This is a genomic window from Clavibacter sp. MX14-G9D (genome assembly GCF_032917815.1).
In the GTDB taxonomy this organism is placed as follows: domain Bacteria; phylum Actinomycetota; class Actinomycetes; order Actinomycetales; family Microbacteriaceae; genus Clavibacter; species Clavibacter michiganensis_K.
Genome location: NZ_JAVCVL010000031.1, coordinates 1 through 19196 on the forward strand (window position 1 = coordinate 1; position 19196 = coordinate 19196).

Below are 19196 nucleotides of genomic sequence, written 5' to 3' on the forward strand. Positions count from 1 at the left end.
CCAGCGCCGCCGTGGGCCCGCCGCGGCGCACGGCGTGGCCGAGCACGCGCGCCCGCCCGGCGTCCGGGCGACGCGTGGCGGTGAGCACGTCGATGGCCGTCGTCTTGCCGGATCCGTTCGGCCCGAGCAGCGCGTGCACGAGGCCGGGCGCGAGCGCGAAGGACGCGTCGTCGAGCGCGCGCGTGCGCCCGAAGGTCCGGGTGATCCCGTCGAGCTCCACCGCATCAGTCATGTGCTGCCTCCTCCAGGGCGAAGTGTCGCGCACCGGCGGTCGCCGCGTGCGGGTCCTCGGGGTGCGCGGGCACGTCGGGCCCTGGGCGCCCACCCATCGAGATCGCGTAGAGCGACGACTGCGTCACCCCGTCGAGCCCGAGCACGGCGTCGAGCTCGTGGTCGACGAAGCCGACCCACCCGATCGAGGGCAGCCCGAGCGCGGTCGCCACGAGCAGCGCGTTCTGCGCGACGTGACCGGCCTCCAGCAGGGTGAGCCGGTAGCCCCGCAGGCCGTACTTCGTGCGGGATCGCTCGAAGCTGCCGGTGATCACGATGGTCGCGGCCGCCTGCTCGGCGAGTGGCGCCATGGCCGTCGGCGCGGCCGTCCGGAAGCGGGCGAGCCGCCCGGCGCGGTCGAGCCCGGACACGTCGACGAGCGTCTCCTCGAGTGGATCGAGCTGGTGGATTCCCGGCGCCAGCCCCTCCGCCCCGCGCACCACGACGTGCAGGTCGAGCGGGTAGAGACCGCCGGCCGACGGGACGAACCTCCCGGATCCGCCGGCCGCGCGCGGCCCGTACGCCAGGCGCAGCACCGTCGCGAGCTCCGCGAGCGGGACGGGTGCGGCGAGCGACTCGGGATCCGCCGAGCGCCGCGCCGCCATCGTCGCGCCGAGCGCGTGCGGGAGCGGGAGCGCGGGCGGGAGGGCGAGCGCCGGGAGCAGGCGGGGCGCGCTCGTGGCGCCGCCCGGACCCGCGTCGATGCCCTGCGCCTCCTGCGCCAGCTGCTGCGCGTAGCGCACGTCGGTCCAGCCGGGGTGGGTGATGCGCGTGATCTTGGACGCCTCGTGGAAGTCCTCGGCGAGATCGCCCGCCCGGCGCTCGACGGCGCCGCCGACGCTGAAGATCGGGCCGACGCTGCCGGCGGACGCGGACGCGGGCGCAGGCGCAGGCGCAGGCTCTGGCGCTGGCGCAGGCTCGTGCGCGTCCACCGCAGCGGAAGCGGGTTCGGGCGCGGCGCCGGGGCGCCCCGACGCATCGACCTCCCGCCCGTCCCCCGGGGCGCTCGCGGGCGCCGTGCCGATGCCGATGATGCTCATGGGGTCCTCCTGGTGGTGCCGGCGGTATGCGCGCCGCAGGCGCGCGGACGGGGATGCGGGACGGGGATGCGGGCGGGGATGCGGGCGGGGACCGCCCTCACGGGAACGGGTGCGGGACGTCGACGAGGTGCTCCGGGCCGTCGAGCGCGGGCCCGTCGCGCCACCGCCGGTACAGCCGCGGATGGCCGAGGAACCGCGCGTCGTGCCGCACGTCGAGCGCCACGAGGTCCGGGCTCAGCGCGCGGACCACGTGGTAGCCGGCGGCGCGCACCTCGGGCGCGGTGATCCCGGCGAGCAGCACCTCGATGCCGTCCCGATGCAGCCCCTCCACGACCTCGCCCCAGGTCGACGGCCCGCCCAGGGACGCGGTGCGCACACCCGACGCGTCGAGGGCGGCGGACAGCGGCCGGGCGGAGGGCGGGCAGTGCAGCCGCACGTGGTCCTCGAACTCGACCACCTCGGCGGGCCCGATGGGCGGCCGGGGCAGGAGCCGCAGGCACCAGTTGTGCGTGTGCACCGCCTCGCGCACGGCGTTGAGGGCGGCGCGGTCGAGGTGGAAGTCGGCCGCGCATCCCACCGCGACGCCGAGGCGGTCGCTGCGCATGACCGCGAGGAGCACGGGCACGTCCGCGGCCGCATCGAGCACCCGCAGCGAGAACGCTGCGCCGAATCGGCCGCACAGCTCCTCCAGCCGGTCGAGCTCGCGTCGCGTGGCGTCGGCGAGACGTGGGCTCGCACGCCAGTCGAAGGCCGGCGGCGCGGATCCCCGCAGCCACGCCCGCTGGAAGGCGTCGCGCTCGATGAGCTCGAGGATGGCCCGGCCCGCGGCGAAGCCGAACGTGGGCCCGGCCGCGACGCCCGACGACGTGGTCGCCTCCAGGTGCGGCTCGCGGTGCCCGTCGGACGCGTGCGGGTCCTGGAACACCGCCATCTGGGCGGGCACGTGCACCCGGCGGCCTCCGTGCAGCGACCGCGCCGGCAGCCAGCTCATGAGCCGCCCGCGCTCCGGCTCCTCGAACGCGAACGCCGGGTCCGCGCGCTGCGTCGGGTGGAACCGCCGGAAGGCAGCGGGCGCCACCTGCCGGGGATCCGATCCGAGGGGTGCGCGGAACGCCCCGCGGGCACCCGCCAGCGAGAGCCGCTCCACGGCCTCGCCCACGCACGACCTCCGGGCGTCGGCGGAGCTCCCGCCGGGACCCATGCTGAAGCCCTCCGACACCACGCCCGTGAGGAAGCCCGTGTCGGCCGTCCGCGCCGAGTGCAGGGCGTCGGGGATGGCGTCCGGCGTGAAGGCCATGGGATGCGAGTAGGCGACGAGCCCGGTGAAGGGGCTGACCACGTCGCCCACCACGGCCCTCACGCCCGCCACGGCGAGACCACCCCGGCGTACGGCCGCGGACCGCACGTGCCGCAGCGGGCGACACGGAACACCGGATGCGCCTCCGCCGACAGCACCTTCGGCTCGACCACGAGGACCGTGCTCGCGACCAGCCAGTCGCGCGCGAAGATCCATCGGGCCGCGTAGCGCGCGGCGAACCCCGCCGCGATGGCGTCGAGCCCCGGATCCCGCGGGAGGGGCGCGACCGCGTCGGCGGCCGCCGCGTGGTCACCGGCGAAGGGCGTGGTCGAGGCCCAGCGGAGGGCGACGCACTCGAGGCACGGCCCCTCGTCGGGCACGACCACCGGGCCGACGAGCTGGAAGCGGCCGTCGAACGGGTGGACGGGGAGCCACGCCCGCCCGGCCGCGTGCATCCTCGCCCCCACCTCGCGGAGGAGCCGCCGGCTGCCGGCCGCGATGACCAGGTCGGCATCGGACTCGTCGGTCAGCTCCGCCGAGGGCAGGGCCTCGGCGAGGGAGGCGAGCAGGGCGGGGATGTCGTCGCCGACGAGCGCGACCCGGGCGGGGATGCGCGGATCCCGCAGGGGCCCGAGCCCCGTGCGGTCGCCGCCGTTGCGCCGGGCCTCGTCGAGGATGTGCGCGAGCTCGGCCTGGTCGGGGTCGTCGAGCCGGCCGACCGGGTGGAGCGACGGGACGTCGTCCGCCGCGGACCGGGTGGGCGCGCCCACGACGACGTCCCGGAGGACCAGCTCGTCGACGAGCTCGGCCACGACCGGGGCGTGCTCGGCGAAGGCGCGATCGACGTCCGCGCGCGTGAAGGGCCGGGAGAGGAGGCGCGACACCGCGGAGACGGCGTCGCCCGAGGGCAGCTGCAGGGAGACCAGCTCGCGACCGCCGAGGAGGTGGAGGGTGTCCTCCACCTCCCCGGCGGCGTAGCGGGGACTCACCGAGTAGGTCGTCGACGGGTCCATGGCGGACCCGTCAGCGAGGCTGCTGCTTGCTGCTGCACGAGCAGCACGTGCTGCAGCAGAGGGTGACGTCGGCCATGACGACCTCGGCCTCCCGTCCGCGGTGCGTGATGGTGAAGCCGAACGCCTCGGCGAGGACGGCGTCGGCGCGCGCGGCGTCGACCTCCTCGACGCGCGTGTTCGCCTCCGCGAGCGCCGACGCTCCCGTCGACACCGGTCCTTCCATGAGCATGGTCATGCCGTTTCCTCTCTCCGAGCGGTGATGCGGTGATGGTGGGTGGGACGACGTCTTTCTAGCACGATCCTCCGTGCCCTGGGCGAGAACGCCTGTCCTGTGGCCAACCCGTCCGCCCGACCGGCCGATCCACCCGCGTCGAGGCCGCCCGCGTCGGATCCGGCGCGTACCCTGGAGCCCGTGACGGACGAGATGCTGGCCTTCCCCTGGGAGGACGACCTCGCCCCCGCCGCACCCGCTCCGCCGCCGCCCCCACCGCACCTCACGCGGATCGTCGCCCACTCCTCCGACCGCGTCGCCTGGCTGCGCGCGCGGAGCTTCGGCATCACCGCCACCGACGTCGCCCGGCTCGCGACGGACGCCTCGCTGCAGGCCGTCGCGCTCGAGAAGCTCTACGGCTCGGGCTTCGGCGGCAACCGGTACACCGACCACGGCCGGGAGCGCGAGCCGGAGATCGCGCGCTGGGTCGAGGCCGAGCACGGGATCGTCCCGAGCGCGCACCTCTTCCACGCGGAGGGCCAGCGCCGCCACCTCGCGACGCCCGACGGCGTGGGCGTCCGGTCCGACGGCCGGCTCGAGCTCGCGGAGATCAAGACCACCGCCAAGCCGTGGCGCAGCGTGCCCCGCAACTACCTGCGCCAGATCTGGTGGCAGCAGTACGTGCTGGGTGCCGAGCGCTCGCTCATCGTGTGGGAGCAGCACGTCGACTTCGTGCCGGTCCACGAGATCCCGAGGTGGAAGTGGATCGACCGGGACGAGGCCGAGATCGCGGCGCTCGTCGCGCGCGCGAACGACCTCATCGCCCTCATCGTCCGCATGGCCAACGCGCCGGCCGGAGCCCGCGGCCTGGCCTAACCCGGCCTCAGCGGATGCGCGCGATCCGAACCCGCACCCGCATCCGCTCGACCGCGCGCCGGGGCGGCGCCGTCCGGTCCGGCCCGATGCGCACGCCCGTGACCCGCGCCACCGCCTCGACCCCCGCGAGCCCGCCAGCCGTGAGGCCCCTCCGCATTCTTCTCACCCGGGGAACACCGTGGAAACACGCCCGACTCACGCGCCGACTTCACTGGACGAGCGGGGGCCGAGGTGGGACCCACCACGCCGCCGGGTCCGAGGAGGGGTCGCACGATGAGCCAGGTCGTCCAGTCCAGAGCCGGCGCCGCAGCCGCCGAGGCCGAGCGGGACCGCGCGGCCGCGGCCGTCGCCCTCGCACCGCGCGGGGAGACCATGCGGGCGGTCGTCGTCACCGAGACGGGCGGGCCCGAGGTGCTGCACCTGGCGGACGTGCCCGTGCCGCACCGCCTCGACTCGGAGGTGCTCGTGAAGGTCGTCGCCGCCGGGGTGAACCCCCTCGACCTGCGGCTGCGCGCGGGCGGGCCCGGCGGTCCGGGCCTCGGCGCGCTGCCCGCGGTGCTCGGCCGCGACTTCAGCGGGGTCGTCGTGGAGTCCCCCTACGAGGACCACGCGCTGCATCCCGGCGACGAGGTGTTCGGGCTCGCCATGGTGCCGCGCATGCCGGGCAGCTACGCCCCGTACATCGCCGTCCCGAGCGTCAGCCTCGCCCGGAAGCCCGCCCGGCTCTCGCACGTCGAGGCGGCGGCCACGCCGGTCAGCGCGCTCACGGCGTGGGGCATGGTGGTCGACATCGGCCGGGCCCACGAGGGCCAGGTCGTCCTGGTGCACGCGGGCGCGGGCGGGGTCGGCCACTTCGCCGTGCAGTTCGCGCGCCACTTCGGCGCCCGGGTCGTCGCGACCGGATCGCCCCGGAACGTCGACTGGCTGGCGGAGCTCGGCGCCGACGAGGTCATCGACCGCACGCAGGTGCGCTTCGAGGACGTGCTCGCCGACGTCGACGTGGTGATCGACCTGGTCGGCAACTGCACGGACGACACCGGCACGCGGTCCCTCCAGGTCCTCCGGCGCGGGGGCCTGCTGGTCAGCGCGCCCGTGCAGGGGTGGCCGACCCTCGTGCAGGACGCCGCCGCGGTGGGCGTGCGCGCCACCCACTACGAGGTCGCGCCCGACGGCCAGACGCTGGCGGTCATCGCCCGGCTCCTCGAGTCGGGCGACATCAAGGTGTACGTCGACGAGGTGTTCGACCTGGAGGATGCGGCGGAGGCGCACCGCCACATGGAGAGCGGCCATGCGCGCGGCAAGGTCGTGCTGAACGTGTCGCGCGGCTGACCGCCGGGGCTCAGCCGCGGACGGTCGCGGCGAGCGGCTGCTCCATCACGTGGTCGGTCTCGACGGCGTCCGACAGGCGGAACGAGCGCGTGCCGACGATGCGGAAGCCGCTGCGCTCGTAGAAGCGGATGGCCCGCGCGTTGTGCTCGTTGACCCCGAGCCAGATGCCGGCCCGGGCGTCGCGACCCCGCTCCCCCGCCAGCTCGCGCGCGATCCGCAGCGTCTCCGCCATGAGCGGCCGGGCGACCCCGACCCCGTGCATCCCGGCCTCCACGTACACCTTGCTGAGCTCGACCTCGGGCCGGAGCCGGAGCGCGCCGGCCACGTCGGGGTCGGCGGGAGGCGCGGCGACGAGCATCGTGTAGCCCACCGGGCGGCCGTCCACCTCCGCGAGGAGGACACGGTGGGCCGCGTCCTCGAGGTGCGCCCGGAAGCGGGCGGGCGAGAGCACGGAGCGGATGTGCGCCGCGATCGCCTCGGTCGTCGTCGTGGGCGGGCACGCGAGGGCGAAGGTGCGCGCGGCGAGTGCCGCGACCTCCTCCGCGTCGGCGGGCGTCGCGACGCGGAACGCGGGGGCGGAGGAGACGGCGGGGTCGTGCGCGGCGGCGGTCGCGATGTCGGGGGTGCTCACCCTGAGAGCCTAGGCACCGGCACGGCCCGGAGACGACGGAAGGGCCCGCCGAGGCGGGCCCTTCCTATGCTGCGATCGTGCGGGCGCTCGCGCGCCGTGGGACTAGATGGAGTTGACGTCCACCGGGATGCCGGGGCCGAAGGTCGTGGAGACCGTGGCCTTCTGCACGTAGCGGCCCTTCGAGGAGGACGGCTTGAGGCGGACGATCTCCTCGAGCGCGGCGCCCACGTTCTCGGAGAGCTGCTCGGGCGAGAAGCTCGCCTTGCCGACCACGAAGTGGACGTTGGCGTGCTTGTCGACGCGGAACTCGATCTTGCCGCCCTTGATGTCGGACACCGCGCGCGCGACGTCCGGGGTGACCGTGCCGGTCTTGGGGTTGGGCATGAGGCCACGCGGTCCGAGGACCTTGCCGAGGCGTCCGACCTTGCCCATGAGCTCGGGCGTGGAGACGGCGGAGTCGAACGACGTGTAGCCGCCCGCCACCTTCTCGATGAGCTCGTCGCCGCCGACCTCGTCGGCTCCGGCGGCGATGGCCGCCTCGGCCGCGGGGCCCGTCGCGAAGACGATGACGCGGGCGGTCTTGCCGGTACCGTGAGGAAGGATGACGGTGCCGCGGACCATCTGGTCTGCCTTGCGGGGGTCGACGCCGAGCTTGAGCGCGACCTCGACGGTGCTGTCGAACTTGCTGGAACCGGTCTCGCGCGCGAGCTCGACGGCCTCCGCGGCGGTGTACGCCTTGGCGGGATCGATCTTCTCGGCTGCGGCCCGGTAGGCCTTGGACTTCGCCATGTTCTTCTCCTGTTTCGAGAGTGCGGTGGATGTGAGCCTGGCTGGCTCTCCCGCGTGATGCTGGAGCGGACCCCGGACGGGCTCCGCGGGTGGTGGAGGCTAGGCCTCGACCGTGATGCCCATGGAGCGGGCGGTGCCGGCGATGATCTTCGCCGCGGCGTCGATGTCGTTGGCGTTGAGGTCGGCCTGCTTCTGCTCGGCGATCTCGCGGACCTGGTCCATCGTGAGCTTCGCGACCTTGACCGTGTGCGGCGTGCCCGAGCCCTTGGCGACTCCGGCGGCCTTCTTGATGAGCTCCGCGGCCGGGGGCGTCTTCAGGATGAACGTGAACGTCCGGTCCTCGTAGACGGTGATCTCGACGGGGATGACGTTCCCGCGCTGAGCCTCGGTCTGGGCGTTGTACGCCTTGCAGAACTCCATGATGTTGACGCCGTGCTGTCCCAGCGCCGGCCCGATGGGCGGTGCGGGGTTGGCGGCGCCGGCCTTGATCTGCAGCTTGATCAGACCCGTGACCTTCTTCTTCGGTGCCATTTCTCTTCCTTCTTCTTGATTGCTAGATCGAGCGGGCCGCGCGGCCCGACCGCCTAGAGCTTGGTGACCTGGTCGAAGCTGAGCTCGACCGGGGTCTCGCGCTCGAACAGGGAGACGAGGACCGTGAGCTTGCCGCTCTCGGGCTTGATCTCGCTGATGGAGCCGGGGAGGCCCGCGAACGAGCCCTCCTTGATCGTGATCGTCTCGCCGATCTCGAAGTCGACCTCGGCGGCGACGACGCGCTGCGCCTGGCCGCCCTTGGTGGGCTGGCCCTTGACCTGCGCCACCTCCTTGATCTCGACGAGGCTCTTCAGCATGGAGAAGGCCTCCTCGAAGCGCAGCGGCGTGGGGTTGTGGGCGTTGCCCACGAAGCCCGTGACGCCGGGGGTGTGGCGGACGACCGACCAGCTGTCCTCGTTGAGGCTCATGCGCACCAGCACGTAGCCGGGGATGCGCACGCGGTTGACCATCTTGCGCTGGCCGTTCTTGATCTCGACGACGTCCTCCATCGGGACCTCGATCTGGTAGATGTCGTCCTCCATGTTGAGCGACACCATGCGGTTCTCGATGTTGCTCTTCACGCGGCGCTCGAAGCCCGCGTAGGAGTGGATGACGTACCACTTGCCCGGCTTGGAGCGGAGCTCCTTGCGGAAGTCCTCGTAGGGGTCGACCTCGGGCGCGTCCTCGTCGGGCACCAGGTCGGCCTCGGCCTCCGCGACGTCCTCGGCGGTGGCGGGCGTGACCTCGGCGGGCTCGAGGGCCTCCTCGGCCGCCTCCTCCTCCGCCTCGTCGTCGGTCGCCTCGACGGCGGCCTCGGCCTCGTCGGCGGAGTCGATGTCGAGCGCGTCCTCGACGATCGCGTCGGCCTCGGGGTCGTCCACCGACTCCATGGCGTCGAGCGCGGCCGTCAGGTCGGTCTCGACGTCGTCGCCCTCGACGTGCAGGGCGGTGTGCTCCGCCGCGTCCGAGCTGCCCTCGGATGCGGTGGTGACGGAACCCTCCTGGGCCTCGTCCACCTCGGAGGACTGCTCCGCCGCGGGGGCGAGGTCGACGTCGTCGCGCTTGCTCTCAGCCAATGGATCTACTTCCCTCGTTCTTCGTCGTGCATGTACGTCTCGTGCCGTGCGACTCCCGCACGCGCGGAGGCGGATCGATCCGACCCGCCGCGCTCCCGGCCCTCGTGCGCCGCGGCGCGAGGGCCCGTGGACCCCGTGCGACCGCCGTCCGGTCCGTGCCGCCTCCGTCCGGAGGCCCCGGTGCTAGGCGCCGTTGCCGAACACCACGATGGCGAGGTACCCGAACAGCTGGTCGAGGAGCGAGACGATCACCATCATCACGATGACGAAGGCCAGGACCACTCCCGTGAACGTGAGCAGCTCCTTGCGGGTGGGGGTGACCACCTTCTTGAGCTCCTGCACGACCTGCTTGATGAAGAGCACCAGCCGGGCGAAGGGGTTGCGCCGCGCGTCCCGCTGCTCGCGAGCCTGCGCGACGATCTCCTCGCTCGGCTCGTCGACGATCTTCCGCGCCACGCGTGGGTCCCTTCCTGCATTGCTCGGCGCCTCCCGGAGCTCGGGCGAGCCGCGATGGGCCGCGTCCGTGGACGCGGATCATCTAGCAGGGCGGACAGGACTCGAACCTGCAACCTGCGGTTTTGGAGACCGCTGCTCTACCAATTGAGCCACCACCCTCTGCGTCGGCGCCCGCCTGCCCCTGCACCCCACCACCGTGCGAGCACGGACGGAAGAGGGCGCGGAAGAGCATGGCGGAGATACCGACCCGGACGAGTGTACCAGCATCCGCGCCCGCGCGGTCCGGACCCCCGTCCGACGGGCGTCGGCGCCCGCGTGGCGCGCCGTCCGGATCCCTATGCTCGCAGGTATGTCCGAACCGCAGAGCACCGTCCCCCTCAGCCGCGTCTCCACCCGCATCGGATCCATCGCCGAGTCCGCGACCCTCAAGGTCGACGGCAAGGCCAAGGCCCTGCAGGCTGCCGGGCGTCCCGTGATCAGCTTCGCGGCGGGCGAGCCCGACTTCCCGACACCCGACTACGTGGTCGAGGCCGCGGTCGAGGCCGCCCGGGATCCGCGCAACCACCGCTACACCGCCGCCGCCGGCCTCCCCGACCTCCGCGAGGCGATCGCCGACAGGACGCGCGCCTCCTCCGGCCTCGACGTGGGGATCGACCGGATCATCGTCACCAACGGCGGCAAGCAGGCCGTGTACCAGGCGTTCCAGACGCTGCTCGACCAGGGCGACGAGGTGCTCGTCCCCACGCCGTACTGGACCACCTACCCCGAGGCCATCCGGCTCGCGGGCGGCGTCCCCGTCGACGTGTTCGCGGGCGCCGACCAGGGCTACCTCGTCACCGTCGAGCAGCTCGAGGCCGCATGGACCCCGCGCACGAAGGTGCTGCTGTTCGTCTCGCCCTCCAACCCCACGGGTGCCGTCCACTCGCGGGAGCAGACCCGCGAGATCGGCGAGTGGGCCGACGCCAAGGGCCTGTGGGTCATCAGCGACGAGATCTACCAGGACCTCGTATACGACGGGGCCGAGGCCGCGAGCATCGTCGACGTCGTGCCGGCGCTGGCCGACCGCACGATCCTCGTCAACGGCGTCGCGAAGACCTACGCGATGACCGGCTGGCGGGTCGGGTGGATGGTCGGCCCTGCGGACGCCATCAAGGCCGCCGGCAACCTGCAGTCGCACCTCTCCTCCAACGTCTCCAACGTCTCGCAGCGCGCGGCGATCGCGGCGCTCCGCGGCCCGCGGGACACCGTCGACCGCATGCGGGAGGCGTTCGACCGCCGCCGCCGCACGATCGTCGCCGAGCTCGACGCCATCCCGGGCTTCGTCACGCCCACTCCGCAGGGCGCGTTCTACGTCTACCCCGACGTCACGGGCCTGTTCGGCCGCGAGATCGACGGCGTGACCCCCACGAGCTCGCTCGAGGTCGCCGACCTGCTGCTCGAGAAGGCGGAGGTCGCGGCGGTGCCCGGCGAGGCGTTCGGCCCGAGCGGGTTCCTGCGCTTCAGCTACGCGCTCGGCGACGAGGCGCTGCTCGAGGGCGTGCGGCGGATCCGCGACCTCCTCGCTTGATCCGCTGCGCGTCCCGTGCGGGTCGGCCTCGCTCGGGGAAGGGCTCTGATCATCGTCCTATGACGACAACAGTCGAGGCATTCGTCTCGGCTCGGAAGCGCCCGGTCCCCCTCACACGAACCACCCCGGCCTGATCGCGACCCACGCGGCCCGATGATCTTCGATCGGATCCACACTTTCATCACGAGAGATCGCTGGCGGCTTTCCGCACCAGCCCGATCGATACGTCCCGGGGCGACCGGGCGGTGGCCTGGCGCCGGCCTACGTCGCCCGGGTCGGCTCGCTTCGGTGCTCATGCACCTCCCGAGCGAGGCCACGCCCTCCGGCGTGCGCTCCTGGAACCCCGCGCCCCGGCCGGTACCACCCCTGCACACATCCGCAACGCGCCCTGTGGAATACGCGAGCAGCACGGACTGCGCGAGCACTACGTTGCCCGTCATCGCCCCGCATCGACAGAGGACGCACGGCGAGGACGAACGCGACCTGCATCTCGTTCCACAGATCGATGCAGATCTGGCCCGCGACATCGGGAAGCCATCCCCGATCACGGTCGACACACGGCTGCTCATTCTTGCCGCCTTCTCACACGACGCATCGAGCGGTTTCCGCGGCGCTCCTCCCGAACCGTCTCCGCAGAGCCTGCTGCGCGAACGGCGCCATGCGAACTTCCTTCCGGCACCTCCCCTGACCGCGCGGCGCCGGAAGGAAGCCGCGTCGAGAATCAGCAGTGCATGCCCCAAGCGAAGCGAAGTCCTTTGCGCGACCTGACGACCGTGGCCGTCCAGTCAGACAATCGGACAAAGAGGTTGCTCATGAAGAATGTGCGAATATCCCCTTCAGCGGCAATGCCGTTGGGTGCGCTCGGGGTGTCCTTGGTTCTCGTCCTGGCACCGGCGCTTCCCGCTGATGCTGGCACGGATCCATCGTCGCCCCATACGGGCAGATGTAGCCCCACCCAGGCAGAAGTGCAGGACTTCGCGCTGAAGAGCCAGACGGAGCAGGAGGCGTGGACGAGGCTCACCGATCGCGATGCGGAGGAGTTCGAGGCCGTCTACGACCAGGCAGGACTACAGGCGCAAAGCGGACTTCGCTTCACCACCGAGAGCGCGACCGCGTGGCGCGTCACCCCTGACCTCCGCATGCTGCGCATCCCCGTCGCGTCAGGACAAGATGTCGAATAGCAGACCAGCATCTCCGTCTTCTTCGACGACGCGGGCAAGCTCATCGACACTGCTGAGTTCCTGTTCAAGGCCACCTCCCCCACTTCCGGAGCCGTTAACGCTTGGGCTGGAAGCAAGACTGTGTTGAATCACGACGTGAACGCTCCTGGAGCCCGTTCCTCGAAGGCCCTCTCTTCCCAGGGCGGATCGATCTCCACCATCGACTACCAGAGAGGAGACTGGTGGGGGAACTTCAACCAGTGCCTCTCCAACGCCGGGATCGCCGCGTGGGTCATGACCGGCATCAGCATCGCCTGTGCCGCGATCTGCGTCGCCACACTAGGAGCCGGATGTCTCGTCTGCCTAGGGGCCGCATCAGCGGGATTCAGCGGCACAGTGACTTTTTGAATCGGCATGGCCAACCACTACAGCTGAGATGATGATGCAGAACAGCAAGAGAATAGCCGAGTCCATTCCCAGCGTTGCGGTGATGCTGGCGATCCCCGGACTGGTCTTGAGCCAGATCGCACCGTTCAGCAGCTACGCCGCGGTGTTCTGGCTCACGTCGGGCGCGTTCATGCTCGTCGCATTGACATTCGCCATCCGCAATCGGCGGAACAGCAAAGAGAAGTGAGACGGCCAGGGCCCCCGTCCCTTGGGGTTCGGCGCGGTGGACCCTTATCTGTCCTGATTCGTGCGCCGGATCCGCGACCTGCTGGCCTGACCCGCCGCCCGGCCCGTGCCGGCCGACCCGCCCCTAGAGGGAGAGGCCGACCAGCACGGGCTCGGGCTGCAGGATCACGCCGTGCTCGCTCATCACGCGGCCCTGCACGTAGCGCGCGAGGGCGGCGACGTCCTCGGCGGTCGCGGTGCCGCGGTTCGTGAGCGCGAGCGTGTGCTTCGAGGAGATCGCGGCGCCCGATCCGGGCAGCCGGAAGCCGCGCTGCACGCCTGAGCGCTCGATGAGCCACGCGGCGCTGAGCTTCACGCCCGCGGGCTCGCGACGGCGGCGCGCGACGGCCTCGCGCTCGATCGCCTCCGCGACCTCCCACTGGTCGCCGAGGGGGACGACGAGGTCCTCGGGCGGGTCCTCCTGCGGCCAGCGCGGGGCGTCGGCCGGCAGCGTGCGGGCGAAGGCGGCGCTGACGATCGGGTTGGTGAAGAAGGACCCGGCGCTCCAGGTGTCGGGATCCGCGTCGTCGAGCACCATGCCCTTGGACGCCCGGAGCGCCAGCACGGTCTCGTGCACGCGGGCGACGGGCACGCGGTCGCCGAGCTCGACGCCGAGGGCGCCCGCCAGCTGCGGGTAGGCGATCGGCAGGCCGAGCGCGTCGGGGCCGTCGCCCGGGGTGAGCGCGAAGTCCACCGAGAGCACGACGCCCACGCGGCCGCGCTTCAGCGACGACGTGCGGTAGCCGAGGCCGAGGTCGGCGGTACTGAGCCGTTCCACCGTCCCCGACTCGTAGTCGAGGAAGTCGACGGCCTCGAGGACGTCGGCGACCTCCTGGCCGTACGCGCCGATGTTCTGCACCGGGGAGGCGCCGGTCGACCCGGGGATCCCGGAGAGCGCCTCGAGGCCCGCGAGGCCGTCGGCCACGGTGCGCGCCACGAGCGCGTCCCACGGCTCGCCGGCCTGCACGCGCACGAGCACGGTCCCGTCGGGGCGCACCTCGCCGACCTCGACGCCACGCGTCGCGATGCGGACGACCGTGCCGGCGATCCCCTCGTCGGAGACCAGGGTGTTGGAGCCGCCGCCGAGGACCACCCAGTCCTCGCCGACGGACCACAGGCCGAGCAGCGTGTCGACGAGCTCGTCGCGCTCGCTCACGGTCACGAGCTCCTCCGCGGGGCCGCCGACGCGGAGCGTCGTGAGGTCGGCGAGCGGGGCGTCGCGGTGGGTCTGGATCGTCACGGGTGCCCTACGCCAGCCGGACCTGCGCCTGCGCGCGGCCCAGCACCGTCTTGCCGTCGACCGAGGCGGCGATGTCGATGCGGACGGTCCCCGCCTCCGCGTCGATCGCGCCGACCTTGGCGACGATGGTCATGTCCTGCCCGGCGGTGGGATCCACGACCACGGGCCGCGTGAAGCGCACACCGTACGCGACGATGCGGGCCGGGTCGCCCGCCCAGTCGGCGACGGGCTGCACTGCCTGGCCCATGGTGAGCATGCCGTGCGCCAGCACGCCCGGGAGCCCGACCGACGCGGCGACGTCGTCGCGGTAGTGGATGGGGTTGAAGTCGCCCGACGCGCCCGCGTAGCGGACGAGGGAGTCGCGCGTGAGGTGGAGGGAGCGCTCGGCCACGACGTCGCCCACCGCGAGGTCGGCCAGCACGGGCACGGCGGATGCGGCGCTCACGCGTCGTCCCCCCGCACCACGAGGGTCGAGACGGCCGTGACGACGTGCGCGCCGGACGCGTCGACCATGGCGGACTCGGCGGTCACCATCGAGTTCCCGCCGAGGGTGGCGACCTTCGTGACGGTCAGCGTGGCGGTGAGCTCGTCGCCCGCGACCACGGGGCGCGTGTACGTGAACGCCTGCTCGCCGTGCACGACGCGGCTGAAGTCGATGCCCGCGTCGGGCTCCGCGAGGAGCTGCGCGAGCGTCGCCTCCTGCACCACGACGGGGAAGGTGCTCGGCGCGACCACGTCCGCGTGGCCCGCGGCGCGCGCGGCCTCGGGGTCGAGGTGGACGGGGTGGGTGGCGCCGACGGCACGGGCGAACTCGCGCACCTTCTCGCGTCCCACCAGGTACGGGGCGGCGGCGGGGAGCACGCGACCCTGGATCTCTGGATTCACTGGCACCGGACGATCCTACGCGGCGGGCCCGTCGGCGCCCTCGGGGGCGCCGGCCGGCGAGCGCCCCCGGGCACGCGAGAGCCCCGGCCCCCACTTCTCGTGGGGACCGGGGCCCGGGTCGCGATGCCGCCGGAGCGGATCAGCTGCCTACTGGCAGGAGTCGCACTGCAGGAGCTCCATGGGGTCGACGGGGATCGCGTAGCCGCCGACGGAGTCGTTGTTGTCGTAGTCCATGTGTGCCTCCTGGTGCGTCGTGTCGGGAGCCGCCGGTCGCGGTTCCTCAGGTCTCGGTGCTCGCAGCTCCGTGGCCTCCCGGGACCGCGTCGATGCGGGTCCCGGGTTGCTCGGCCACCTGGTGGGGCGGCGAGGTCTCCACTATATAACCCGAACTACAGACCTGTCATTCCACTACATCTAGTGTTTCGGCGTGTCGCGGCGCCTTCCGCACGATCATGCGGATCTGCGCTCGCCGACCGGATCTGGAGCCCGCGCGACCCCGGCGTGTCGCCCGCGGAGGCGCCCCACGACGGATGCCGCGGCCCCGGGCCGACCCGCTCCCGGGCGGCCGCGCAGACCGTCGCGGCACGCACGAGGGCCGCCGCGAACGCGTCGCGGCGGCCCTCGTGCGCTCGGTGCGCGGGAGGCCGATCAGGCGCCGCCCTCGCGCGCCTCCTTCTCCGCCTCGGACTCGCTGGCGGTGTAGTCGCCGCCGGCGGACGCCTCGCGGCGCTCCTCGTCGTGCGCGTCGGGGACGGGGTTGCCCTGGGTCTTGTAGAGCACGTCGTCGTGCTCGGCGCCCGAGGCGTGGTCGGGGTGGTCGGGGGATTCGTGGTGGGTCATGCCCGGAGGCTACGCCCGGCACCTGTCCGATCGGAAGCACGGGATCCGGTGGGGCATGAGGAAAGGCCCCGGAACCTGGCGAGAGGTGTCCGGGGCCTATCGAGGAGGACGGACCGCGGAGGATCCGTGCTTCCGTAGCGGGAGCGGGACTTGAACCCGCGACACCACGATTATGAGCCGTGTGCTCTAACCACCTGAGCTACCCCGCCATGACCCCCGCCGGCGGCCGTGGCCGCTCGTGGAGGATCGAGCCCCCAGTGAGGATTGAACTCACTACCTCTTCCTTACCAAGGAAGTGCTCTACCAATGAGCTATGGGGGCGTGCCTGGGCGCGTCGGAGACGCGCTGGAACCCTACGACGATAGCAGGTCCGGGACCGCCCGCGAGACGCGCGACGGCCCCGGACCGGGGCACGGCCGGCCCGGACGGGCGGCCGGCAGGGGATCAGACGGCGGACAGGTCCCGGACCTCGTCGGCCGTCAGCTCGAGCTCGACGGAGGCCAGGAGGTCCGGGAGCTGCGTGAGGTCGCGCGCGCTCGCGATCGGCGCCGTGACCGACGGCTGGGCCCGGAGCCAGGCGAGGGAGACGGTCGTGACGCTGACGCCGTGGTCCGCGGCGACGCGATCGAGCACCTCGAGGAGGGCGCGGCCGTGGTCGTCGTAGTACTGGGAGGCGGCGCCGGCGCGCGGGCTGTCGACGTCCGCGCCACGGTACTTCCCGGTGAGGAAGCCGCTCGCGAGGCCCGAGTACGGCGCCGAGGCGATGCCCTCGCGGATCAGGAGGTCGGCGAGCTCGCCCTCGTAGTCGTCGCGGGCGACGAGGTTGTAGCGGTTCTGGAGCACCTCGAAGCGGGCGATGCCCTCGCGGGCCGAGATGTCGAGGGCGGCCTGCAGGCGCTCCGCGGTGAAGTTGGAGGCGCCGATCGCGCGCACCTTCCCCTCCGTCACCAGCTCGGCGAGCGCGGTCACGGTCTCCTCGAGCGGGGTGTCCCGGTCGTCGACGTGCGCGTAGTAGAGGTCGATCGCGTCCACGCCCAGGCGGCGGAGGCTGGCCTCCACGCCGCGACGGACGCTGTCGCGGGAGGTGCCCTTCGCGGCCTCGAGCGAACCCACCTTGGTGGCGATGACGAGGTCGTCGGGGCGGCCGCGCGACGCGAGCCAGCGGCCGATGATCTCCTCGGACTCGCCGCCGGAGTTGCCGGGCTTCCACGCGGAGTACACGTCCGCCGTGTCGATGAAGTTGCCGCCGACCGCCGTGTAGGCGTCGAGGAGCCGGAACGAGGTCTCCTCGTCGGCGGTCCACCCGAAGACGTTGCCGCCGAAGGACAGGGGCAGCACCTCCAGGCCGCTGGATCCGAGGGGCACGCGTGCGGGGTTCGTCATGACTGATCTCCTTCGTCCGGTGATGACGGCGGTGGCCGCCTCCAGGGTCAAGCCGCCGCGGGCGCCCGGCTATTCCGCCGCCGCGCGCCCGGCGGTCCCGCGGGGCCCGCGCTCCCGACCGCGCCGCGGGGAGGCCCACCGCCCGTCGCCTAGGCTCGTCGCATGACTCCGCCTGCCCCCACAGCCCTGTCCCCGGCTGCCCGGGACGACATCCTGACCCGCCCCGACGGCGACGACGCGCACGGCACCGGATCCGAGTGGTGGCGCACCGCCGTGATCTACCAGATCTACCCCCGCTCGTTCGCGGACTCCGACGGCGACGGCATCGGCGATCTCCCCGGCATCACCGAGCGGCTCCCCGCGCTCCGCGAGCTCGGGGTCGACGCCGTCTGGCTCTCCCCGTTCTTCCTCTCCCCGCAGAACGACGCCGGCTACGACGTGGCCGACTACTGCGACGTGGACCCGCTGTTCGGCACCCTCGACGACTTCGACCGGATGCAGCGCCGCGCGCACGAGCTCGGCCTCCGCGTGATCGTCGACATCGTCCCCAACCACACCTCCTCCGAGCACCGCTGGTTCCAGGAGGCCATCGCGACCCCCGCCGGCAGCGAGGAGCGCGCCCGATACATGCTCCGCGACGGGAAGGGCGCCGACGGCGAGCTCCCGCCCAACAACTGGGAGTCGATCTTCGGCGGACCCGCCTGGACGCGCCTCACGGAGCCCGACGGCACGCCCGGCCAGTGGTACCTGCACCTGTTCGACTCGTCGCAGCCCGACCTCGACTGGACGAACCCGTGGGTGCGCGCCCGGTTCCGCGAGATCCTCCGCTTCTGGCTCGACCGCGGGGTCGACGGATTCCGCGTGGACGTCGCGCACGGCATGGTCAAGGCCCCCGGCCTCCCGGACTACACGCCGCCCGAGGGCCAGGGCAGCATGGGCGGCGGCGCCGGCGGCGTGGACGACGAGCCCGCCGCGTCCGCTCCCCCGCCGCCGTACTTCGCGCAGGAGGGCGTCCACGAGATCTACCGCGAGTGGCGCGAGATCTTCGACTCCTACGACGGCGACCGTGCCATGGTCGCCGAGGCGTGGGTGGAGCCGCTCGCGAAGCTCGCCGACTGGGTCCGCCCCGACGAGATGCACCAGGCCTTCAACTTCAGCTACCTCGAGACGCCGTGGGACGCGACCGCGCTCCGGCACACCATCGACGCGTCGCTGGCGACCTTCTCCTCCGTCGGCGCGCCCAGCACGTGGGTGCTGTCGAACCACGACGTGGTGCGGCACGCCAGCCGCCTCGCGCTCTCGGGCGAGAACCCGCAGGGCGTCGGCATCGGCCCGCGCTCGACCGTGACGGTGGACGAGGAGCTCGGCCTCCGCCGGGCCCGCGCCGCCAGCGCGCTCATGCTCGCGCTGCCCGGCAGCGCCTACATCTACCAGGGCGAGGAGCTCGGGCTGCCGGAGGACATCCGCCTGCCCGACCAGGCGCGCCAGGACCCGACGTTCCACCGCACCGGGGGCGAGCGCTACGGGCGCGACGGGTGCCGCGTGCCGATCCCGTGGGAGGCGGGCGCCCCGTCGTACGGCTTCAGCACCGGCGACGCCAGCTGGCTGCCGCAGCCCGACGACTGGGACCGGTTCGCCCGCGACACCGAGCAGGCGGATCCCGCCTCGACGCTGTCGCTCTACACGGAGGCGCTGCTGCTCCGCCGCGAGCACGGCCTCGCGCTCGGCGACATGGAGTGGATCACGGCGGAGGGCGACGACGTCCTCGCCTTCCGCAGCTCGGGCGTCACGGTCGTCGCGAACCTCGGGGCCGCGCCCGTGCCGCTGCCCGAGGGCCGCGTGCTGCTCGCCAGCCGCCCGCTCGACGGGGACGCCGTGCCGTCCGACACGACGGTCTGGCTCATCGCCGACTGACCCGGTCGGCGCCGCC

The 19196-nt window shown here is 72.9% G+C and carries 22 protein-coding genes and 3 tRNA genes; 7 read left to right on the plus strand and 18 right to left on the minus strand.

The annotated features are described in order from the left end of the window. The 5 genes from Q6969_RS04885 to Q6969_RS04905 all read right to left on the minus strand — a co-directional run. Positions 1-232 (minus strand): ATP-binding cassette domain-containing protein (locus Q6969_RS04885; RefSeq protein WP_317229429.1); only part of this gene is annotated, 232 nt, incomplete at its 3' end. Continuing rightward, on the minus strand, positions 225-1310 hold the full coding sequence (locus Q6969_RS04890) for a SagB/ThcOx family dehydrogenase (RefSeq protein WP_317229430.1): 1086 nt from the start codon (positions 1308-1310) through the stop codon (positions 225-227). The genes Q6969_RS04885 and Q6969_RS04890, both read right to left, overlap by 8 nt. 97 nt (positions 1311-1407) lie before the next feature. After that, on the minus strand, positions 1408-2679 hold the full coding sequence (locus Q6969_RS04895) for a YcaO-like family protein (protein WP_317229431.1): 1272 nt from the start codon (positions 2677-2679) through the stop codon (positions 1408-1410). Beyond that, positions 2667-3620 carry a TOMM precursor leader peptide-binding protein gene (locus Q6969_RS04900; RefSeq protein ID WP_317229432.1) on the minus strand — a complete coding sequence of 318 codons (954 nt, stop codon included), beginning with the start codon at positions 3618-3620 and terminating at the stop codon, positions 2667-2669. The genes Q6969_RS04895 and Q6969_RS04900 overlap by 13 nt, the downstream gene beginning before the upstream one ends. Before the next feature lie 10 nt (positions 3621-3630). Beyond that, the gene (locus Q6969_RS04905) at positions 3631-3855 is read right to left on the minus strand and encodes a hypothetical protein (protein ID WP_317229433.1); all 225 of its coding nucleotides are present in this window, start codon (positions 3853-3855) and stop codon (positions 3631-3633) included. A gap of 189 nt (positions 3856-4044) precedes the next feature. Here Q6969_RS04905 and Q6969_RS04910 point away from each other — a divergent pair, with 189 nt between their 5' ends. Continuing rightward, positions 4045-4707: a YqaJ viral recombinase family protein gene (locus tag Q6969_RS04910; protein WP_396335515.1), complete on the plus strand. Its 663-nt coding sequence runs from the start codon at positions 4045-4047 to the stop codon at positions 4705-4707. A 372-nt stretch (positions 4708-5079) separates the two neighbouring features. Then, positions 5080-6036 carry an NADP-dependent oxidoreductase gene (locus Q6969_RS04915; protein ID WP_094117072.1) on the plus strand — a complete coding sequence of 319 codons (957 nt, stop codon included), beginning with the start codon at positions 5080-5082 and terminating at the stop codon, positions 6034-6036. 10 nt (positions 6037-6046) lie between these two features. Here the strand turns inward: Q6969_RS04915 and Q6969_RS04920 are convergent, their stop codons facing one another. The 6 genes from Q6969_RS04920 to Q6969_RS04945 form a co-directional block, all read right to left on the minus strand. Further along, positions 6047-6652, minus strand: a complete 606-nt coding sequence (locus Q6969_RS04920; protein ID WP_396335516.1) for a GNAT family N-acetyltransferase — start codon at positions 6650-6652, stop codon at positions 6047-6049. 117 nt (positions 6653-6769) lie between these two features. Next, on the minus strand, positions 6770-7456 hold the full coding sequence (rplA, locus tag Q6969_RS04925; RefSeq protein WP_015491347.1) for a 50S ribosomal protein L1: 687 nt from the start codon (positions 7454-7456) through the stop codon (positions 6770-6772). Positions 7457-7555: 99 nt separating this feature from the next. Then, positions 7556-7987, minus strand: a complete 432-nt coding sequence (gene rplK / locus Q6969_RS04930; RefSeq protein ID WP_012039476.1) for a 50S ribosomal protein L11 — start codon at positions 7985-7987, stop codon at positions 7556-7558. Between the two features lie 53 nt (positions 7988-8040). Then, the gene (gene nusG, locus Q6969_RS04935; RefSeq protein WP_317229436.1) at positions 8041-9063 is read right to left on the minus strand and encodes a transcription termination/antitermination protein NusG; all 1023 of its coding nucleotides are present in this window, start codon (positions 9061-9063) and stop codon (positions 8041-8043) included. 183 nt (positions 9064-9246) lie between these two features. Beyond that, on the minus strand, positions 9247-9519 hold the full coding sequence (gene secE / locus Q6969_RS04940) for a preprotein translocase subunit SecE (RefSeq protein ID WP_012039478.1): 273 nt from the start codon (positions 9517-9519) through the stop codon (positions 9247-9249). Between the two features lie 86 nt (positions 9520-9605). Then, positions 9606-9678: transfer RNA gene (locus Q6969_RS04945), tRNA-Trp, on the minus strand. 178 nt (positions 9679-9856) lie between these two features. On the opposite strand from Q6969_RS04945, the gene Q6969_RS04950 reads away from it, so the two are divergent. The 4 genes from Q6969_RS04950 to Q6969_RS04965 all read left to right on the plus strand — a co-directional run bounded on the left by Q6969_RS04950 (position 9857) and on the right by Q6969_RS04965 (position 12880). Continuing rightward, positions 9857-11086 (plus strand): pyridoxal phosphate-dependent aminotransferase, encoded by a 1230-nt coding sequence (locus Q6969_RS04950; RefSeq protein WP_396335514.1) that lies wholly within the window; start codon positions 9857-9859, stop codon positions 11084-11086. 390 nt (positions 11087-11476) lie between these two features. After that, on the plus strand, positions 11477-11854 hold the full coding sequence (locus tag Q6969_RS04955) for a hypothetical protein (RefSeq protein ID WP_317229438.1): 378 nt from the start codon (positions 11477-11479) through the stop codon (positions 11852-11854). Positions 11855-12051: 197 nt separating this feature from the next. Continuing rightward, positions 12052-12267 carry a hypothetical protein gene (locus Q6969_RS04960; protein WP_317229439.1) on the plus strand — a complete coding sequence of 72 codons (216 nt, stop codon included), beginning with the start codon at positions 12052-12054 and terminating at the stop codon, positions 12265-12267. A 415-nt stretch (positions 12268-12682) separates the two neighbouring features. Then, the gene (locus Q6969_RS04965) at positions 12683-12880 is read left to right on the plus strand and encodes a hypothetical protein (RefSeq protein WP_317229440.1); all 198 of its coding nucleotides are present in this window, start codon (positions 12683-12685) and stop codon (positions 12878-12880) included. 123 nt (positions 12881-13003) lie between these two features. Here Q6969_RS04965 and Q6969_RS04970 read toward each other — a convergent pair whose 3' ends face one another. The 7 genes from Q6969_RS04970 to Q6969_RS05000 form a co-directional block, all read right to left on the minus strand. Next, positions 13004-14158: a UDP-N-acetylmuramate dehydrogenase gene (locus Q6969_RS04970; protein ID WP_317229441.1), complete on the minus strand. Its 1155-nt coding sequence runs from the start codon at positions 14156-14158 to the stop codon at positions 13004-13006. Between the two features lie 7 nt (positions 14159-14165). Then, on the minus strand, positions 14166-14603 hold the full coding sequence (locus Q6969_RS04975; RefSeq protein WP_317229442.1) for a MaoC/PaaZ C-terminal domain-containing protein: 438 nt from the start codon (positions 14601-14603) through the stop codon (positions 14166-14168). After that, the gene (locus Q6969_RS04980) at positions 14600-15049 is read right to left on the minus strand and encodes a MaoC family dehydratase N-terminal domain-containing protein (RefSeq protein ID WP_317229443.1); all 450 of its coding nucleotides are present in this window, start codon (positions 15047-15049) and stop codon (positions 14600-14602) included. The genes Q6969_RS04975 and Q6969_RS04980 overlap by 4 nt, the downstream gene beginning before the upstream one ends. A 642-nt stretch (positions 15050-15691) precedes the next feature. Next, on the minus strand, positions 15692-15883 hold the full coding sequence (locus Q6969_RS04985) for a hypothetical protein (protein WP_317229444.1): 192 nt from the start codon (positions 15881-15883) through the stop codon (positions 15692-15694). A gap of 135 nt (positions 15884-16018) precedes the next feature. Further along, positions 16019-16092, minus strand: a tRNA-Met gene (locus Q6969_RS04990). Between the two features lie 40 nt (positions 16093-16132). Beyond that, positions 16133-16204: transfer RNA gene (locus Q6969_RS04995), tRNA-Thr, on the minus strand. A gap of 123 nt (positions 16205-16327) precedes the next feature. After that, positions 16328-17266, minus strand: coding sequence for an aldo/keto reductase (locus tag Q6969_RS05000; RefSeq protein ID WP_317229445.1), 939 nt, complete (start codon positions 17264-17266; stop codon positions 16328-16330). Positions 17267-17428: 162 nt separating this feature from the next. Between Q6969_RS05000 and Q6969_RS05005 the strand changes: the two genes are divergently transcribed. Next, positions 17429-19180, plus strand: coding sequence for a glycoside hydrolase family 13 protein (locus tag Q6969_RS05005; RefSeq protein ID WP_317229446.1), 1752 nt, complete (start codon positions 17429-17431; stop codon positions 19178-19180). Positions 19181-19196: the final 16 nt, after the last annotated feature.